The sequence below is a fragment of the Flexivirga sp. genome, assembly GCF_051955415.1.
Classification (GTDB): Bacteria; Actinomycetota; Actinomycetes; order Actinomycetales; family Dermatophilaceae; genus Flexivirga.
In genome coordinates this window covers 1-16,524 of sequence record NZ_JBQCGS010000024.1, presented here as the reverse complement: position 1 = coordinate 16,524, position 16,524 = coordinate 1, and the positions used below count along the sequence as shown (strand labels likewise).

Sequence of the window (16,524 nt, the reverse complement as noted above, 5' to 3'; positions counted from 1 at the left end):
AGGACCCGTCGGGTGCAGGTAGAGACAACGATCAGTGAGATCGCGTGGGACCGGGTCCACCTCGGCCTGCTGGTCCGCATCGAGGCCGTTGACCCCGCGGCACCCACCCCTGCGATGGTCAACGCACTCGGCGACCCCCTGCCGTTACTGGTCGCCGAGCCCTTCGACAGCCCGGTCGAGGAAGCGCGCGACTGCATCGCACCGGACGGCTTCGTGCCGCCGGAGCCGCCCTCGGACATCGCGGAGTTGTCCGCGTCGCTGGGTTTCGCACTGCTGGACGGCCAGCGCCTGCTGGAGATCCCGGTCGAGGTCGACGACGACGGTTACTACCGGCTCACCATCAACGTCACCAACTTCCACAAGCGCAAGGCGGTGCCGAACGGATCGTGGCGCGTCGTGCCGACCTACGGCGGAGTGGCCGTGGGTGCCGGCGCCGCCTTCCCGCTCAGCCGGGTCGGTGAGCTCGAGCCGGCCTCCCGCACCTACCTGTACAACCAGAACCGTTCGGCATACGTCGTCAACTTCGACGTCACCGAGGACGACATCCGCCCCGAATTCGTCGTGCGCACCTACGCGCTGGGCCGCGGCACGGGGAAGAAGACCCGCAACCCGCTGCGCAAGCTGAAGAGCAGGGTCACCAGCCACGACACCCGCGTCAAGCTCGCCAATCAGGTGTATGCCGTCGCCCGTCGGGTGAAGCCGCCGAACGGCAAGCGGATCCTGTTCGCCTCCGAGGCGCGCGATGCACTCGGCGGCAACCTGCTGCAGGTGCGCGATCGGATGGTGCAGCGCGGGCTGGACCAGGACTACGAGTTCCGCTACTCCTTCCGCACCCCGAAGACGTCCAACAAGCTCAACACGGTGCGCACCATCTGGCTGATCGCCACGTCGGACTACATCCTGATCGACGACTACTTCAGCATGCTGCTCAGCCTCAAGCTGGATCCCAAGGCGGTCCTGGTCCAGTTGTGGCACGCGGGCAGCGGGTTCAAGTCCATCGGTTTCAGCCGGTTCGGGCGGTACGGTTCGCCGAAGTTGACCAACTCCCACCGCAGCTACACCTACGCGATCTGCGGTTCGACCCACCTGACGGGCGTGTATGCCGAGGCTTTCGGCATCGAGGAGAAGTCGGTCATCCCGACGGGTCTTCCGCGTATCGACGTGTTCCTCGACCCGGAACGGATCGCGCGGGTGAGGCAGGAGTTCGCCGCCCGCTATCCGCAGTTCGCCGGGAAAAGGGTCATCCTGTTCGCGCCGACCTTCCGCGGCCGTGGCATCAAGGACGGGTACTACGACTACGACCGGCTCGACCTCGCCGCCATCCACGCCGCGATGGGTGAGGACTCGGTCTTCCTGTTCCGGATGCACCACTTCATCCACGAGAAGCCGCCGATCCCGGCGGAGTTCGCCGATCGCATCTTCGACGTCGGGGACTACCCGGACACGAACGACCTGCTGCACAGTGTCGATGTCCTCATCACCGACTACTCCTCGGTCATCTACGAATACTCCCTGCTCGACCGGCCGATGGTCTTCTTCGCCTACGACCAGGAGATCTACTCGGCGACGCGCGGCTTCCACCGTGACTACTCGTTGACCGCACCCGGCAAGATCGTCGCGGACTCCGAGGGATTGGTCCGGGCACTGACCGAGAACGACTTCGACACGTGGAAGATCGCCGGTTTCCGGAAGGAGAACTTCGACCACGTCGACACCCACTCCTCCGACCGGGTCATCGACTGGCTGATCCTGGGTGAGCCACCGACCCGGCAACCGGAGAGCGCCGCGGATCTGCGGTTCGGTGTCGACGGCTCACCCACCGAGGCAACGACCGAAACCGTCACCGAGAGGGTCCCATGAACGACGCTGCCCCGAACCGCCCCGCCAACGTCGCGGTGATCTTCGCCGGAGGCGTGGGTTCCCGCATGGGGAAGGCCGCCGTCCCCAAGCAATTCTTGGAGATCCACGGCAAGCCGATCATCGTGCACACCCTCGAGCACTTCCAGAACCACCCGGACATCGACGCCATCGCCATTGCGATCCTGCCGGCGATGCGCCCACAACTGGAGCGCTTGGTGCGGTGGTACGACCTGACCAAGGTGCGCTGGGTCGTCGACGGTGGCGCCACCGGGCAGGAGTCGCGGCACAACGCGCTGAAGGCGGTTGCCGACACCTTCGGCGGCGACACGATCGTGTTGCTCCACGACGGAGTCCGGCCGCTCATCGACGAGAGCTTGATCACCCGCAACATCGAGGCAGCGCGCGAGCACGGATCGGCGGCGACGTGCACGAAGTTCAACGAGACGATCGCGTCGTCGCCGTCGGAGGTCATCGAGAAGATCATTCCGCGCGACACCATCTACTCGGCGCAGGCGCCGCAGACCTTCCGCCTGGACGAGGTGCTCGGAGCCTACGACCGTGCGGTCAGCGAGGGTGAGCACGACTCGATCGACTCGGTGTCGCTGATGTTCCGTTACGGCCACGAGGTGCACCGCGTCGAGGGCCCACGGTCCAACATCAAGATCACGACCGCGGAGGACTTCTACATCTGCCGAACGTTCTTCGAGCTCATCGAGAACCGGCAGGTCACCGGGATATGAGCGACGTCGCACGCCCGCAGCAGGGCGCGGGCAGCATCGTCGACGGGGACGTCGCTCGCATCCTGCACAGCGACCTGCCCTGGGGCGACCTGGCCGGCCAACGGATCCTGGTCACCGGCGCCCGCGGCATGCTGGGGTCCTACGTCTGGCGCACGCTGCTCGGCCTCAACGATCGATCCGATGCAGGGATCGAGGTGGTCGCGCTGGTGCGCGACGTCGCCCAGGCTGCACCCACCTTCGGTGGCGCTGCCGACCGTGCAGACCTGACGCTGGTGGCCGCCGACGTGTCGGACCTGGACCCCGGAGCGATCGACGGCAGGTTCGATGCCGTCGTCCACGGTGCCAGCCCGGCGCGGCCCGCACTGCACGCGAGCAACCCGATCGGCACGCTCCGGGCCAACCTCAACGGCACCGAGAACATGCTCCAATTCGCGGTCGACCGTGGCGCGTCGACGTTCCTCACCATGTCGTCGGCGGAGGTGTACGGCGCCCAGCCGGCCGGTCGCACGCTGATCGCCGAGGACGACTTCGGCGGCTTCGACATCCTCAACCCGCGTGCCTGCTACTCCGAGGGAAAGCGGGCCGCGGAGACGCTGTGTGCCTGCTACCACGCACAGCACGGCCTCGGTGTGCGGATCTGTCGTTTCGGTCACATCTACGGTCCCGGTATGGCGCTGGACGACGGTCGGGTGCAGGCCGATTTCGCCGCGGCGGCGGTCGCCGGCCGCAACATCGTGCTCAACAGCGCCGGCGCGGCGGTGCGCACGTACACCTATGTCTCGGACGCAATCGCGGGCCTGTTCACGACGTGGTTGCGAGGCGGCGAGCATCTGGCCTACAACGTCGCCGACCGGGCCGGGCTGATCTCCATCCGGCAGTTGGCCGAGCTGTTCGCCCAGTCACGGCCGGGCGTGCCGATGGAACTGGAGTTCACTCACCCGGACGACTCGCGCGCCTATCAGCCGTCGCCCGGCCAGGGGCTGGACAGCAGCCGCCTCGCCGCGCTCGGATGGCGGGCCGAGGTGTCGCCGGCCGAGGGCGTGGCGCGCATGGTGGCCCACCACCTGGAGTGATCAGTCGCCAGCGCCCGCAGGGGTCAGCGCCGTCCGCAGCTTGGAGGCGATCGAGACCTGGGGGACGCCGAGTCCGGTCAGGTGCGCGGTGACGGCGTCCAGGAAGTCCAGGCTGCCGTCGCCGGTCAGTTCCACCTCGAACTCGTGCCAGCGCTGGTCGAGTCGCGGATCGAGCAGGTTGTGCGTCGCCACCCGGTCGTCGCACAGGCTGGCCACCGCCCCGTCCGGTCCGTCGAGCCGACGCTCCACCCGGGTGGTGCGTACGCGGCAGATCGGCCGCAGCGGCGCGTCGCCGGTCCACTGGGCGACCTGCTGGACGAACTCGCCCGGCGGGCCCTCCTCCGCGGCACCCAGCGGCAGTGCGTGCTCGATGCGGCCCTCGCCGTCCCCGGGCACCTTCAGGTGCCAGCCGTCGTCCGATCCGCCGGTGCGTCGGCGCAGGGTGACACCCGCGGTGACCAGCCGCAGGTCCTCGGTGTCGTAGTAGAGCGCGTCCAGGGCGAACCGCTGGGCCTGGGCAGCGGTGACCACGCCGGGCCAGTCCACCGGGTCGGGCACCTCGTCGTCGGGCCCGAGCGCGAACTTCCGCTCGATCTCCTCGTGCTGCTCGGCCGCCGTCATACCGATCGTCCTCCTCGTTCGCGTGGGTGCGCCGCTCCCGGCACGTCGTGCGCCATACCCGCTCCCCACGAGCCTGTCACCGCCGCGTCGGAGTCGTTGCCGGACCCCCGCGTTTGCGCGTTGTACTGGTCAGTAGCACAATGAAGTTACCGACGAGTAGGGTCTATCTGGAGGAACCGTGTCGCACTACAAGAGCAATGTCCGGGACTTGGAGTTCAACCTCTTCGAGGTGCTCGGCCGTGGCGAGGTCCTCGGCTCCGGGCCGTATGACGAGGTGGACGCCGACACCGCGAGCGAGATGCTCAAGGAGCTGGCCCGCCTCGCCGAGAACGAGCTCGCCGAGAGCCTGCTCGACTCCGACCGCAATCCCCCGGTCTACGACCCGCAGACCAAGACCGCGACTTTGCCGGAGAGCTTCAAGAAGTCCTACCAGGCCTACCTCGACTCCGGCTTCCAGGCCGTCGACCTACCCAAGGAGTTCGACGGCACCGTCGTGCCGCCATCGCTGAAGTGGGCGATGAACGAGCTGATCCTCGGCGCCAACCCGGCGATCGGCATGTATGCCGCGACCTTCGCCTTCAGCAAACTGCTGCACATCCTGGGCAACGACGACCAGAAGAAGCTCGCCCGGTGGATGGCGCAGGGTTCCTGGGGCGGCACCATGGTGCTGACCGAACCGGACGCGGGCTCGGACGTCGGCGCCGGCCGCACCAAGGCCGTGCAGCAGCCCGACGGCACCTGGCACCTCACCGGGGTGAAGCGCTTCATCACCTCCGCCGAGCAGGACATGACCGACAACATCGTGCACTTCGTGCTCGCCCGCCCCGAGGGCGCCGGCGCGGGCACCAAGGGCCTGTCGCTGTTCATCGTGCCGAAGTACCACGTCGACCTCGAGACCGGTGAGCTCGGCGACCGCAACGGTGTCTACGTCACCAATGTCGAGCACAAGATGGGACTGAAGGTTTCGACCACCTGCGAGCTGACCTTCGGCGACGGCGAGCCGGCCGTGGGGACGCTGCTCGGTGACGTGCACGACGGCATCGCGCAGATGTTCCGGGTCATCGAGCACGCGCGCATGCTGGTCGGCACCAAGGCCATCGCGACGCTCTCGACCGGCTATCTCAACGCCCTCGACTACGCCAAGCAGCGCGTGCAGGGCGCCGACATGACGACGCCGGCCAAGGATGCGCCGCGCGTCACGATCACCCACCACCCGGACGTGCGTCGCAGCCTGATGTTGCAGAAGGCGTATGCCGAGGGCCTGCGCTCGCTGGTGCTCTACACCGCCACCCAGCAGGACATCGTCGACCAGGAGTTCCTGCGCACCGGTTCCGAGCAGCCCGAGCCGGGTTCGGCCGCGGAGATGGCCGGCAAGCTCAACGACCTGCTGCTGCCGATCGTCAAGGGCGTCGGCTCCGAGCGCGCCTGGGTGCTGCTGGGCACCGAGTCCCTGCAGACCTTCGGCGGCTCCGGCTTCCTGCAGGACTATCCGGTCGAGCAGTACGTCCGGGACGCGAAGATCGACACCCTCTACGAGGGCACGACCGCGATCCAGGGACAGGACTTCTTCTTCCGCAAGATCGTCAAGGACCAGTTCGCGTCGCTGATGCACCTGGCCGGTCAGATCACCGAGACCGTCAAGGGCGGTGACGGTCACGACGGACTGCAGACCGAGCGCGAACTGCTCGGCACCGCACTGGCCGACGTGCAGGGCATCGCCGAATGGCTCGCGACCACCGCGATGTCGGCGCTCGAGGAGGGCAAGGCGAAGGAGATCTACAAGGTCGGTCTCAACACCTCGCGCTTCCTGCTCGCCGCCGGCGACCTGGTCATCGGCTGGCTGCTGCTGCGCGGCGCCGAGGTGGCGCAGGCACGCCTGGACGCCGGCGACGCCGGCTCCGACGAGGCGTTCTACCGGGGCAAAGTCGCGGCGGCGAAGTTCTACGCCGCCACCGTGCTGCCGAAGATCACCGCCGAGCGCGCCATCGCCGAGGCCACCGGCCTGGACCTGATGGAGCTGCCCGAAGAGTCCTTCTGACACCGCTCCCCCCTTTCGCCGAGAGGACACCAACGGCACTGAGGGGACACGAAATCCGGGCCACCTGGCCCGGATTTTCGTGTCCCCTCAGTATGTTTCGTGTCCTCTCGGCGTTCAGGCGGTGGCGAGAACGACGAGGCGACGGAGAGCGAACTCGTAGCCGTCGGCGCCGCAGCCGACGATCACACCGGAGGCGAGGTCGGATAGGTAGGAGCGGTGCCGGAAGTCCTCCCGGGCGAAGACGTTGGAGACGTGCACCTCCACGAACGGCACCTGGACCGCTGCGAGCGCGTCCCGGATCGCGATCGAGGTGTGCGTGTAGGCGCCGGCATTGAGCACGATGCCGGAGTCCGCCCGGCGTCGCTGGATCTCGTCCACCAGGGCGCCCTCGTGGTTGCTCTGGAAGAACTCGACCGCGACGTCGAGCTCAGCCGCCACCGTCTCGCACCGCTGCTGTATGTCGGAGAGGCGTTCTGCGCCATACAGATCGGGCTCTCGGGTGCCGAGCAGATTGAGGTTGGGACCGTTGAGCACAGCGAACGTCGGGCGCGTCATGTGCTCAAGTATGACGGCTCAGCGGGCGCCGGAGCCCGCTGCCGGGCCCTCATCGCGGACGTCGTGCACCGCCGACACCGCTTCCCGCAGCCGGCCGATCCACTCGTTCTCGTGCTGACCGACCAGTCGCACGCACCAGGCGAGCGCTTCCGAGCGGGACCGGGCGACCCCGGCGTCGACGAGGGTGTCCAGCACCCGACGCTCCGGCTGCCGCAGCCGGGTCATCACCGGCACCGACAGGTTGGTGAAGAGCTGCCGCGTCTCACCACACACCGCGCCCCAGGCGACCTTCGCGCCGAAGCGACGCTCCGCCTCGTCGGCGATGCGCATGCGCTTGCCACGGGTGTCCTCACGCCAGCGCTTGATCCGGCCGCTCTCCGCGGCACGGGCACCGTCGCCGTCGACCTCCGGTGCCGGCAACCTTCCGACGACCACGATCTCGTCGCGATCGACCGTGACCTCCGGTGCACCGTCGAACCACTCATCGGGTAGGCGACCGGCGAACCATCCGGCAATCGTGTCCATAGCTCAATTACACGATTACATGATTACAGAGTCAAGAGTGCTCGGCCCGCAGACCGAGGATCAGCTCACTCTCCGCGCCGTCCACCAGCCGGATCGGGATGCCCCAATCCTGTTGGTACACGTGGCAAGCAGCGTGTTCGGGCAGCTCGCCGGTGACCGGGTCGCCGTCGCAGGCGGCGGCGCGGACCGAGATGTGCAGCACGCCCTCGGTCGCATCCTGCGCGAAGGCGAGTGTTCGCGTCAGGCCCTGCGCCGCACCGGCGCCGGCTCGCAACAGTCCCTCGGGGCTGGCCGAGACGGTGAGTTGCGTCGGGTCGCCATACCGCTTGTCCAGCTTCTGACCGGTCGGCGGCACGAAGTCCACCGTGAGCTGCAGGTCACCCGGTGCGACCTCGGTGACCGGCCGCTGCGTCCGTAGCGCGGCACCCGAGACCCGAGCCGCCGCAGCGGGTATGGCGACCCGGGTGATCCGGTGCGCGGTGGACTCCACGACCAGCAGTCGCGTGCCGTCGGCGTCGGTCTCGACGAGCACATCGCTGGGTTCGCCGAGGCCGGTGGCGAGCGTCGAGACCTCGTGCGCGTGCGGGTCGAACCGACGGATCGCCCCGTTGTAGGTGTCGGCGATCGCGACACTGCCGTCCGGCAGTTCGGTCACCCCGAGGGGGTGCTGCAGCAGCGCTTCCGCGGCCGGTCCATCGACGTGCCCGAAGTCGAAGAGGCCCTTGCCGATCTCCGAATCGAGACGGAAACCGCTGTCGGTCAGGGAGATCGAGCGCAGCGCCGAGGTTTCGGAGTCGGCGATCCAGACCTTGCTGCCGTCCGCCGCCGTCGCCAAGCCGGACGGTTGCGCCAGCCAGGCGTCGTACGCGTCACCATCGCGCAGCCCCTCCTGGCTGGTGCCCGCGAGGACCGCGACCGAGTTGTCGTTCGGGTCCTCGGCGAGATGCAGGGCCCACAGCTGATGCGTGCCGGCCATCGCGATCACGGCGCGGTCGATCCACCAGGCGAGGTCCCACGGAGTCGACAACGGCTGCCGCAACGCCGCACCACCGCCGGAGCGTTCGCGCAGCTGCTCCCCCGTGCCTGCCTGGACACGGATCTGACCGTCCGACAAGCGAATCGAGAAAATCTGATGCCGAACGGTGTCGGCGACGAGCACGTCATATCCAACGCGTTGCGCCACGTCGGACGGGAGCACCAGGACGCCGTGGGGCGAGTCGAAGATGCCGCCGCCATAGCGCGCCCGCTCGGTCTCCAGGTCGTCCTCGAGGTGCACGACCTGGTGGTGTGCGGTGTCGGACACCAAGTAGCTCCCGTCCCCCACTGCGGCGAGCTTCCCCGGGAACCGCAGTGCGGTGGCAGGGGGCTCCGGTGGCACGTAGGGTCCGTCGCCGGTGCGCAACGTCCCCTTGGCGCGATGCTCCTCCAGCAGTTCGCGCACGAGCACCGTCAGCCCGTGCGCGTGACCTTCGCCGGAGAACTGGCCGACGACGTAGCCCTCCGGGTCGATGACGACGAGCGTCGGCCAGGCCCGGGCCGTGTAGGCGCCCCACGTGGTCAGTGCCGGATCGTCGAGCACCGGGTGGTGCACGGCGTAACGCTCCACCGCCTGCTCCAGCGCGACCGGGTCCGCCTCGTGCTCGAACTTGGGCGAATGCACGCCGATCAGGACCAGTTGGTCGGCGAATTCGGCTTCCAGCGGGCGCAATTCGTCCAGGACATGCAGGCAGTTGACACAGCAGAAGGTCCAGAAGTCCAGGACCACGACCTTGCCGCGAAGATCGGCCAGGCGCACCTGGTCGCCCCCGGTGTTGAGCCAGCCCCGGCCGGTGAGTTCCGGGGCACGCACGCGCAGATTCGTCATACATCCATCGTCGCGCGGCGGCCGTGCGCCACGGTGGTCGGGCTACCGGTAACCGGTCGGCGCACCGGCCTTCAGCTGACCCCCCTGCATGACGCCCGGTCGCCGCTGCCGCGTTCCGGGCCTCGGAACGCGTCATTCGCCGTCCTGTCCGGCCCCTACCATCGTCGGTATGACGCGGTACCTGTCCTTCGTCGCACTCGCGATGGTGCTGGCGATCGCGCCCGGCCCCGACTCGCTGCTCACCCTGCGCAGCACGCTGCTGGGCGGTCGGCGACGGGGTGCGTGGACGGTGGTCGGGATCCTGATCGCCAATGTCGTCCAGGGGGTGCTCGCCGCGTCCGGGCTCGGCGCACTCCTGGTGCATGCCGAGACGGTGTTCCGGGTCATCAAGTGGGCCGGCGCGGCATACCTGGCCTATCTCGGCTTCCTGGCGATCCGTGCCGCGTGGCGGATGCGCAGCGCGGACGGGCTCGCCGAAGGCGCCGTGCCCCTGCGCCGTTCCCCGTGGACGGCCACCCGACAGGGATTCCTGTGCAACATCACCAACCCCAAGGTGCTGGCGTTCAACATCGCGGTGCTGCCGCAGTTCGTCGGCGAACACGCCAACGTGGCAACGCTGTTGACCTATGCCATGACGCTGTCGGCGGTGGGTTCCGTCGTGCTGGTCGCGCTGGTCGCCGTCGCGGGCATCGCGACACGGGTACTGCAGCGGCTCACCGTCCGCCGCAGCATCGAGGGCGCCACCGGTGTGGTGATGCTGGGCTTCGCCGGGGCGTTGGTCGCCGAGAGCTGAGTCGGCCTCGGCGCACGTGGTCTCGATACACGGCCTCGTTCCTGGGCCGCCCTCGACCGGCGTGCGGTCACAGGCGCCGGTCGCGCAGCACTGGGAACGCGTCCCGGAACTCAGCCACGGACGCCGGATCGACATCGACGCGCAGGACCTCTTCGTCGCTGCCGGCCTCGGCGAGCACCTCACCGGTCGCCGCGACCACGGCGCTGTGCCCACCCATCGGCGTGCCCGCATGCGTGCCCGCGGTGTTGCAGCCGACCACCAGGCACTGGTCCTCGACGGCGCGCGCCCGCAACAGCAGCCGCCAGGCGTCGACCCGGGCCTGCGGCCACGCAGCCGGTATGACGAAAGCGGTCGCTCCGCGATCCACTTGCTCCCGGTAGAGCTCGGGAAAGCGCAGGTCGTAGCAGGTCGACAAGCCCATGCGCACGCCCGCGGCATCGGCGACGACGACCTCGTCACCGGCCTCCATCAGCTTCGGCTCTCCCCCGGCGAAACCGAACCGGTGGATCTTGCGGTAGGTCGCCGCGAGGGATCCGTCCGGTCCCAGCAGCACCGAGGTGTTCCACAACGACTTGCCCTCCGGGCCGGTCTCGCCGGACGCCGGGTGCTCGGCGATCGACCCGCCGTGCAGCCACAGTCCCGCGTCCCGCGCCGCCGCCGCGAGCGCGGCCACCACCGGTCCGCGGACGTCCTGCGAGCGGTCCGGCCAGTCCCGGTAGGAGAATCCACCGGCCGACCACAGCTCCGGCAGCACCACCAGGTCCGCACCCGCCTCGGCCCGCACCATCCCGGCCACCCGGTCGGTGCGGTCGGCGAGCGACTCCTCGTCGTCATACGCGAGCTGGATGGCGGTGATCCGCATGATCCTCAGTCCTTCTGGTGCGCCGAACCCGCGCGGGCCCGCGCGGCGAGGTAGTCGTTGTAGGCGTTGAGCTCCGCGTCCCCGTCACGCTCGGCCTGCCGCTCGGCGCGCTGCCCGGCGGCACGGTCGGTGCGGTACCACTCCATCGCGATCAGCATCGCGAGCATCAACGTCGGGAACTCGCCGGCACCCCACGCGACGGTGCCGGCACGCTGCTGGTCGACGAGCGGGTCCGGCACCCACGACAGGTCGAGCACCGTGAAGAGATCAGGTGCCAGCAGCGTGGTGCCGGTCATCATCGCGACCCCGAAGAAGGCGTGGAACGCGATGGCCACCAACAGGATCAGCATCCGGATCGGCGGCGCCCAGCGCTTGGGTCCCGGGTCGATGCCGACCAGCGCATACGCGTAGATATAGCCGGTGATCATGAAGTGCGCCACCATCAGCACGTGCCCGGTGTGGGTGGTCAGCGACAGGTAGAACCACGGCGAGTAGTAGAAGACGATCAAGGTGCCGAAGGACAGCACGGCCGCGATGATCGGGTTGGCGAAGAACGCGAACACCCGCGAGTGCACGACCGCCAGGAGCAGCTCGCGCGGCCCGAGGGTGCCGTCCTGCCGCTTGGGCAGGGCGCGCATCGCCAGGGTGACGATGCCGCCGCGCACCAGGCAGATCGGCACGAACATCGACACACCCATGTGCATCAGCATGTGCATCGAGAACTGCACGTGCCCGTAGATCGCCGGCGCCGCGTCGGTGAAGTAGACGAAGGACGCCCAGCCGCAGACCCACCAGATCGTCCGGGCGATCGGCCACTTGTCGCCGCGACGATGCAGGCGCCATACCCAGTGCAGATAGACACCGAGCGCGATGACCGCGACGGCGGTGAACAACCACTCGACCCGCCAGGCGGTGAACCAGCTGCTGGTCTCCAGCGGCGCGGGTGTCGGGTAATCGGTGAGTGAGAACGCCCGGTCGGTGGTGTTGAGCGGCGACTCGCCGGAGATCGGCGGCTCCGAGCGCGACAGGGCTGCGCCCAGCCCGATCGCCACGCCCATCACCAGCACCTCGATGCCGGCCAGCCGGGCGAACGCGGCGCGGCCGGGCCGCGAGGACCGGTCCGCGCGCAACCGGGCGATCACCTTCTGCCGCTGGAACCAGCCGAGCACGCCGAGCGCGACCAGCGCGGCGATCTTGGCGAGCACGACGACGCCGTACTTCGAGTCCAGGCCGCTGAAGCCGCCGATGCGGATCCAGGCGTTCAGCGCCCCGGACAGCCCGACCATGGCGATGCACCAGGTGGCGACGGTCGAGAAGCGCTCCACCACGTCGGGTGCCCCTTTGCCGAGGCGCGACCACATCAGCAGCACGGCGAGCAGGCCACCGACCCAGACGGCGACACCGAGCAGGTGGAACACCAGCGAGTTGACCGCCGCGTCGTGGTCCAGGCTGCCGGCGGCGTGACCGACCAGCGCCAACGGCCAGAGCGCGGCCACCGCGACGAAGAAGAGGAACGCCTGCACGCCCCGGCTCGCCCCGACGAAGCAGACGACCGCGACGCAGAGACCGACCAGTGTGGTGATCGCCGGCGCCCGCAGCAGCTCCAGGTCCCAGGTGGACTGCCAGGCGTTGGACCAGAACCCGCTGGACCCGACATGTGTGCCGGACACGTCCGCGTAGTTGAAGACCCCGCTGACCGCGCCGCACACCGCCCAGGCCAGCGCCGACCAGGCGGCATACCGGCCGACCCGGATCCGGCGGGCGGTGTGGGCTCCCTCGGGCATCAGCATGCCGCCGAGCAGGAGCAGTCCGATCGTCAACGCGATCGCCAGCTGGAATGCCGTGGTGGTCAGTGGCAGCCCCCAGCGGACCAGTGCGCCGGGATCGAGCAGCTCGAGCTTCGCGGCCGCGCCGGTGAAGCGCAGAGCCGCCGCGCAGGCCAGGAGGCCGGCCAGCACGGCGCCGGCGAGAGCTCCGGCGTGCGAAACCGGTCGGGTGCTGGGCTGACGTGTCACGCACAGCAGCCTAGATCGACACCTTGTGGGTCGTACTCTCAGTCGACGCGGGTCCAGCCATTACCGTGGGGGTATGCCGACACGACCGCTCCCGCCCGAAGGTCTCGACGAGATGGTCACCGCGTATGCCGAGACGACGCAAGCGGTCCTCGACCTCGGAATGACCTGTCGGCCGGATGATTTCGACCTGCCGACGCAGTGCCCGGGGTGGACCGTCAAGGACCACATCTCGCACGTCGTGGGCGTGGAGACCGCCCTCCTCACCGGCGAACTGCCCGATGTCGAGGTGCCCGACCATCCGTGGATCCGGCACGACTTCGGCCGGTTCATGGAGCAGTCCGTCGAGGAGCGACGGTCGCGCAGCGGGCACGAGGTCGTGCAGGAGCTGGCGCACGTGCTGCCACGGCGGCTGCGGGCGCTGCGCGACCCGGAGCTGACGCTGGACTCACCGGTCGTGCCGGTTATCGGCGAGCTGGACACGATCGGCAAGCAGTTGCCGGTCCGCATCATCGACATCTGGTGCCACGAACAGGACCTGCGCGCTGCCCTCGACCGCCCCGGGAACCTCGACTCCACCGCCGCGGCCGCGTTCGTCACGACGGTGCTGGATGCCTTCCCCCGGCGCGCTGCCCGCGCCGGCCTGGAGCCGGGGACCTCGGTGATCATCGAATGCACCGGCCCGGTGCTGGCTCGCGAGGGGGTGCGGATCACTCCCAGCCATGACGGCTCCCTGCGTGGCGAGCCGCTGTTCTCCGGACAGGCGCACGTGGACGAGACGGACGACAGCACCGGTGAGTTGATCATCGTGCCGCCGGGCTCGGTCACCACCATCCGGCTGACCACCGAAGCCCTCACCCGTCGCGGCGCCGGCCGGGTGCCCACCACCGAGTTGCGCTATACGGTCGAAGGCGACGAGGACGTCGCCGCGCGCGTGCTCGACGCGCTCACCGTCACGCCCTGACCCGGGCGGCGGCCCGCACCCGCCGCACCCAACCAGCAACGGTCGCCGCTTCGACACCAGATTTAGGTCGGAACCCGTCAGCAACCGGCAACGGTCGCCGCTTCGCGCCGGATCCAGCCGTCGACTTGATACATCGCCATTCGATGCATATAGTTGTATGCCGCAAGCAAGTACCCCCCTTGTCGTCATACAGGAATCGTCATGCCCGTCGAGCACGCAGTTGCGATGGAGCTGTCGACCGAGCTCATCCAACTGGTCAAGAAGATCGAAGCGGTTCGCCATCACACGCCGCGGGTACACCCCGGGATCGAGCCTTCGTCGTACCCGGTGATCTTCGCGTTGCGCCGCGGCGGCCCCGCCCGCATCTCGGCGCTCGCTGAGACCGTGCACTCCGACGTCTCCACGGTCAGTCGCCAGGTGAGCAACCTGGTCTGCCACGGCCTGGTGGCCAAGGTCTCCGATCCGGACGACGGGCGCGCCCAGCGAGTGGCGCTGACCGACGAGGGTGACGCGCTCGTCCAACGCCTGCAGGACGGCCGTGGCCAGTGGTTCCAGCAGATGCTGGCCGACTGGGACGATGCCAAGGCGCGCGACTTCACCCGTTATCTGCACGAAGTCATCGCGGCGCTCACCGCACAGCTCGACCAGGCTCGCGCACAGGGCGCCGACCTGCCCGAATATCCGCCCACCACCCGAAAGGATCCTTCGTGACCACCTCTACGGCGACTGCTCCGGCGCCCACGGACGGTGAATACACCCATCGGCAGATCCTGACGATCCTCACCGGTCTGCTGCTCGGCATGTTCCTCGCCGCGCTCGACCAGACGATCGTCAGCACCGCGATCCGCACGATCGCCGATGATCTGCACGGGTTGTCGATCCAGGCGTGGGTCACCACGGCATACCTGATCACCTCCACGATCACCACGCCGATCTACGGCAAGCTCGGCGACCTCTACGGCCGCAAGAAGCTGTTCATCTTCGCCATCGGCGTCTTCATCATCGGCTCGGCGATGTGTTCCTTCGCGACCTCGATGTACGAACTCGCGGCGTTCCGAGCCTTCCAGGGCATCGGCGCGGGCGGCCTGATGACGCTGGTGCTGGCGATCATCGGCGACCTGGTGCCGCCGCGGGAACGTGCCAAGTACACCGGCTACTTCATGGCGACCTTCGGCACCTCCTCGGTGCTCGGCCCGGTCGTCGGCGGCTTCCTCGCCGAGACCACCTCGTTCCTGGGCGTGACCGGCTGGCGCTGGGTCTTCCTGGTCAACGTGCCGATCGGCATCGTGGCGTTCTTCGTGGTGTCGGCGACGCTGCACCTGCCGCACGTGCGGCGTGAGGCGCGCATCGACTGGTGGGGTGCCGTGGCGCTGGTCGTGGCGCTGGTGCCGCTGCTGACCGTGGCGGAACAGGGCCGCGACTGGGGCTGGGGCTCGGTCACCTCCGTCATCTGCTACCTGATCGGCATCATCGGCGTGGCCGCCTTCGTGTGGATCGAGCACCGCATGGATGACGACGCCCTGATCCCCCTGCGCATCTTCAAGCTGCGCGCCGCATCGGTCACCATCGGCGCCAGCGTGATCGTCGGCATCGGCATGTTCGGTGGCATCACCGTGCTGCCGCTCTACATGCAGATCGTGCACGGAGCCTCGCCGATGACCTCCGGCCTGATGATGCTGCCCATGGTCGCCGGCCTGATGATCGCCGCCGTCATCTCGGGTCTGATCACGGCCAAGACCGGCAAGATCCGCGGCTTCCCGATCCTCGGCACGCTGCTGGCCACCGCCGGGCTGTTGCTTCTGTGGATCTTCGTCACCGCCGACACCAACCTGGTCTGGGTGATGGTGATGATGTTCATCACCGGCCTCGGCCTCGGCAACTGCATGCAGCCGCTGACGCTCATCGTGCAGAACGCCGTGCCGCCGCGCGAGATCGGCGTGGCCACCTCGGCCGCGACATTCTTCCGGCAGACCGGTGGCACCATCGGCGTCGCGATCTTCCTGTCGATCCTGTTCAGCACGGTCGGCGACAAGATCAAGGACGCGCTCGGCGCGGCGGTCAAGGCCGATCCGTCACTGGCGCAGCCGGCCAACCAGCAATTGCTCGGCAAGGTCGCCGCGCAGGTGCAGGACGACTCCAACATCCTCACCAAGGTGCCGGCCGACATCGCGCATCCGTTCAAGGTCGGGTTCGCCGACTCGATGGACCTGATCTTCCTGTGCGCGGCGGTGCTGATGTTCCTCGGTTTCCTGGTGCTGTTGCTGATGCCGCACGTCGAGCTGCGGGCGCAATCGGCGCAGGCCGCCGCCGCCTCAGAGGCTGCCGGCGCGGCGAGCGCGGCGAGCGCGGCGCGCGAACCCGTCGGCGTGGGCGCGGGTGCCGTGGGTCGTCACGAGGCGCTCGGGTACGAACCGGCCGACGGCGTGGACGAGTCGATGTCGCCGCGGCACAGCGCAGACTGAGTCCGCGGCGCCCGGGAGAAATCCACCGGGATGCATGAAGGAGCGCCCGGCAGCTGCCGGGCGCGCCTTCATGCCTCCCGGGGGAGTTCGCCCGGGCGCCGCGGACTCAGTCTGCGCTGTGCCCCGGCGACCTCGACTCGTCCCAGCCGTCGGCC

14 protein-coding genes are annotated in these 16,524 nt (G+C 68.8%); 8 read left to right on the top strand and 6 right to left on the bottom strand.

Annotated features, from left to right (window positions below; translation table 11 throughout):
* The first annotated feature begins 12 nt into the window (after positions 1-12).
* Genes ACTHL4_RS04185 through ACTHL4_RS04175 form a run of 3 tightly spaced genes read left to right on the top strand, consistent with a single transcriptional unit; the run spans position 13 to position 3,673 of the window.
* On the top strand, positions 13-1,860 hold the full coding sequence (locus tag ACTHL4_RS04185; protein WP_440281483.1) for a CDP-glycerol glycerophosphotransferase family protein: 1,848 nt from the start codon (positions 13-15) through the stop codon (positions 1,858-1,860).
* Positions 1,857-2,600, top strand: a complete 744-nt coding sequence (locus ACTHL4_RS04180; RefSeq protein WP_440281482.1) for an IspD/TarI family cytidylyltransferase — start codon at positions 1,857-1,859, stop codon at positions 2,598-2,600. The genes ACTHL4_RS04185 and ACTHL4_RS04180 overlap by 4 nt, the downstream gene beginning before the upstream one ends.
* A complete protein-coding gene (locus ACTHL4_RS04175; protein ID WP_440281481.1) occupies positions 2,597-3,673 on the top strand; it encodes an NAD-dependent epimerase/dehydratase family protein in 1,077 nt (358 codons plus the stop codon). Before ACTHL4_RS04180 ends, ACTHL4_RS04175 begins: the two co-directional genes overlap by 4 nt.
* On the opposite strand, the gene ACTHL4_RS04170 is transcribed toward ACTHL4_RS04175, so the two are convergent.
* Positions 3,674-4,294, bottom strand: coding sequence for a CYTH domain-containing protein (locus ACTHL4_RS04170; protein ID WP_440281480.1), 621 nt, complete (start codon positions 4,292-4,294; stop codon positions 3,674-3,676).
* 178 nt (positions 4,295-4,472) lie between these two features.
* Here ACTHL4_RS04170 and ACTHL4_RS04165 point away from each other — a divergent pair, with 178 nt between their 5' ends.
* The gene (locus ACTHL4_RS04165) at positions 4,473-6,332 is read left to right on the top strand and encodes an acyl-CoA dehydrogenase (protein WP_440281479.1); all 1,860 of its coding nucleotides are present in this window, start codon (positions 4,473-4,475) and stop codon (positions 6,330-6,332) included.
* Between the two features lie 114 nt (positions 6,333-6,446).
* Here the strand turns inward: ACTHL4_RS04165 and aroQ are convergent, their stop codons facing one another.
* The 3 genes from aroQ to ACTHL4_RS04150 are packed head-to-tail and all read right to left on the bottom strand — an operon-like array spanning position 6,447 to position 9,276.
* Positions 6,447-6,887 carry a type II 3-dehydroquinate dehydratase gene (aroQ, locus tag ACTHL4_RS04160; RefSeq protein ID WP_440281478.1) on the bottom strand — a complete coding sequence of 147 codons (441 nt, stop codon included), beginning with the start codon at positions 6,885-6,887 and terminating at the stop codon, positions 6,447-6,449.
* Between the two features lie 18 nt (positions 6,888-6,905).
* Positions 6,906-7,412: a hypothetical protein gene (locus ACTHL4_RS04155; protein WP_440281477.1), complete on the bottom strand. Its 507-nt coding sequence runs from the start codon at positions 7,410-7,412 to the stop codon at positions 6,906-6,908.
* A 31-nt stretch (positions 7,413-7,443) separates the two neighbouring features.
* Positions 7,444-9,276, bottom strand: a complete 1,833-nt coding sequence (locus tag ACTHL4_RS04150; RefSeq protein ID WP_440281476.1) for an NHL domain-containing thioredoxin family protein — start codon at positions 9,274-9,276, stop codon at positions 7,444-7,446.
* 169 nt (positions 9,277-9,445) lie between these two features.
* Between ACTHL4_RS04150 and ACTHL4_RS04145 the strand changes: the two genes are divergently transcribed.
* Positions 9,446-10,069 carry a LysE family translocator gene (locus tag ACTHL4_RS04145; protein ID WP_440281475.1) on the top strand — a complete coding sequence of 208 codons (624 nt, stop codon included), beginning with the start codon at positions 9,446-9,448 and terminating at the stop codon, positions 10,067-10,069.
* Positions 10,070-10,136: 67 nt separating this feature from the next.
* On the opposite strand, the gene ACTHL4_RS04140 is transcribed toward ACTHL4_RS04145, so the two are convergent.
* On the bottom strand, positions 10,137-10,931 hold the full coding sequence (locus ACTHL4_RS04140) for a carbon-nitrogen family hydrolase (RefSeq protein WP_440281474.1): 795 nt from the start codon (positions 10,929-10,931) through the stop codon (positions 10,137-10,139).
* Between the two features lie 5 nt (positions 10,932-10,936).
* Positions 10,937-12,946 (bottom strand): cytochrome c oxidase assembly protein, encoded by a 2,010-nt coding sequence (locus tag ACTHL4_RS04135; RefSeq protein WP_440281473.1) that lies wholly within the window; start codon positions 12,944-12,946, stop codon positions 10,937-10,939.
* A 73-nt stretch (positions 12,947-13,019) separates the two neighbouring features.
* Between ACTHL4_RS04135 and ACTHL4_RS04130 the strand changes: the two genes are divergently transcribed.
* From ACTHL4_RS04130 to ACTHL4_RS04120, 3 genes are all read left to right on the top strand, one after another.
* A complete protein-coding gene (locus tag ACTHL4_RS04130; protein WP_440281472.1) occupies positions 13,020-13,907 on the top strand; it encodes a maleylpyruvate isomerase family mycothiol-dependent enzyme in 888 nt (295 codons plus the stop codon).
* Between the two features lie 201 nt (positions 13,908-14,108).
* Positions 14,109-14,618: a MarR family winged helix-turn-helix transcriptional regulator gene (locus ACTHL4_RS04125; RefSeq protein WP_440281471.1), complete on the top strand. Its 510-nt coding sequence runs from the start codon at positions 14,109-14,111 to the stop codon at positions 14,616-14,618.
* Positions 14,615-16,369 (top strand): MDR family MFS transporter, encoded by a 1,755-nt coding sequence (locus ACTHL4_RS04120; protein WP_440281470.1) that lies wholly within the window; start codon positions 14,615-14,617, stop codon positions 16,367-16,369. Before ACTHL4_RS04125 ends, ACTHL4_RS04120 begins: the two co-directional genes overlap by 4 nt.
* Positions 16,370-16,524: the final 155 nt, after the last annotated feature.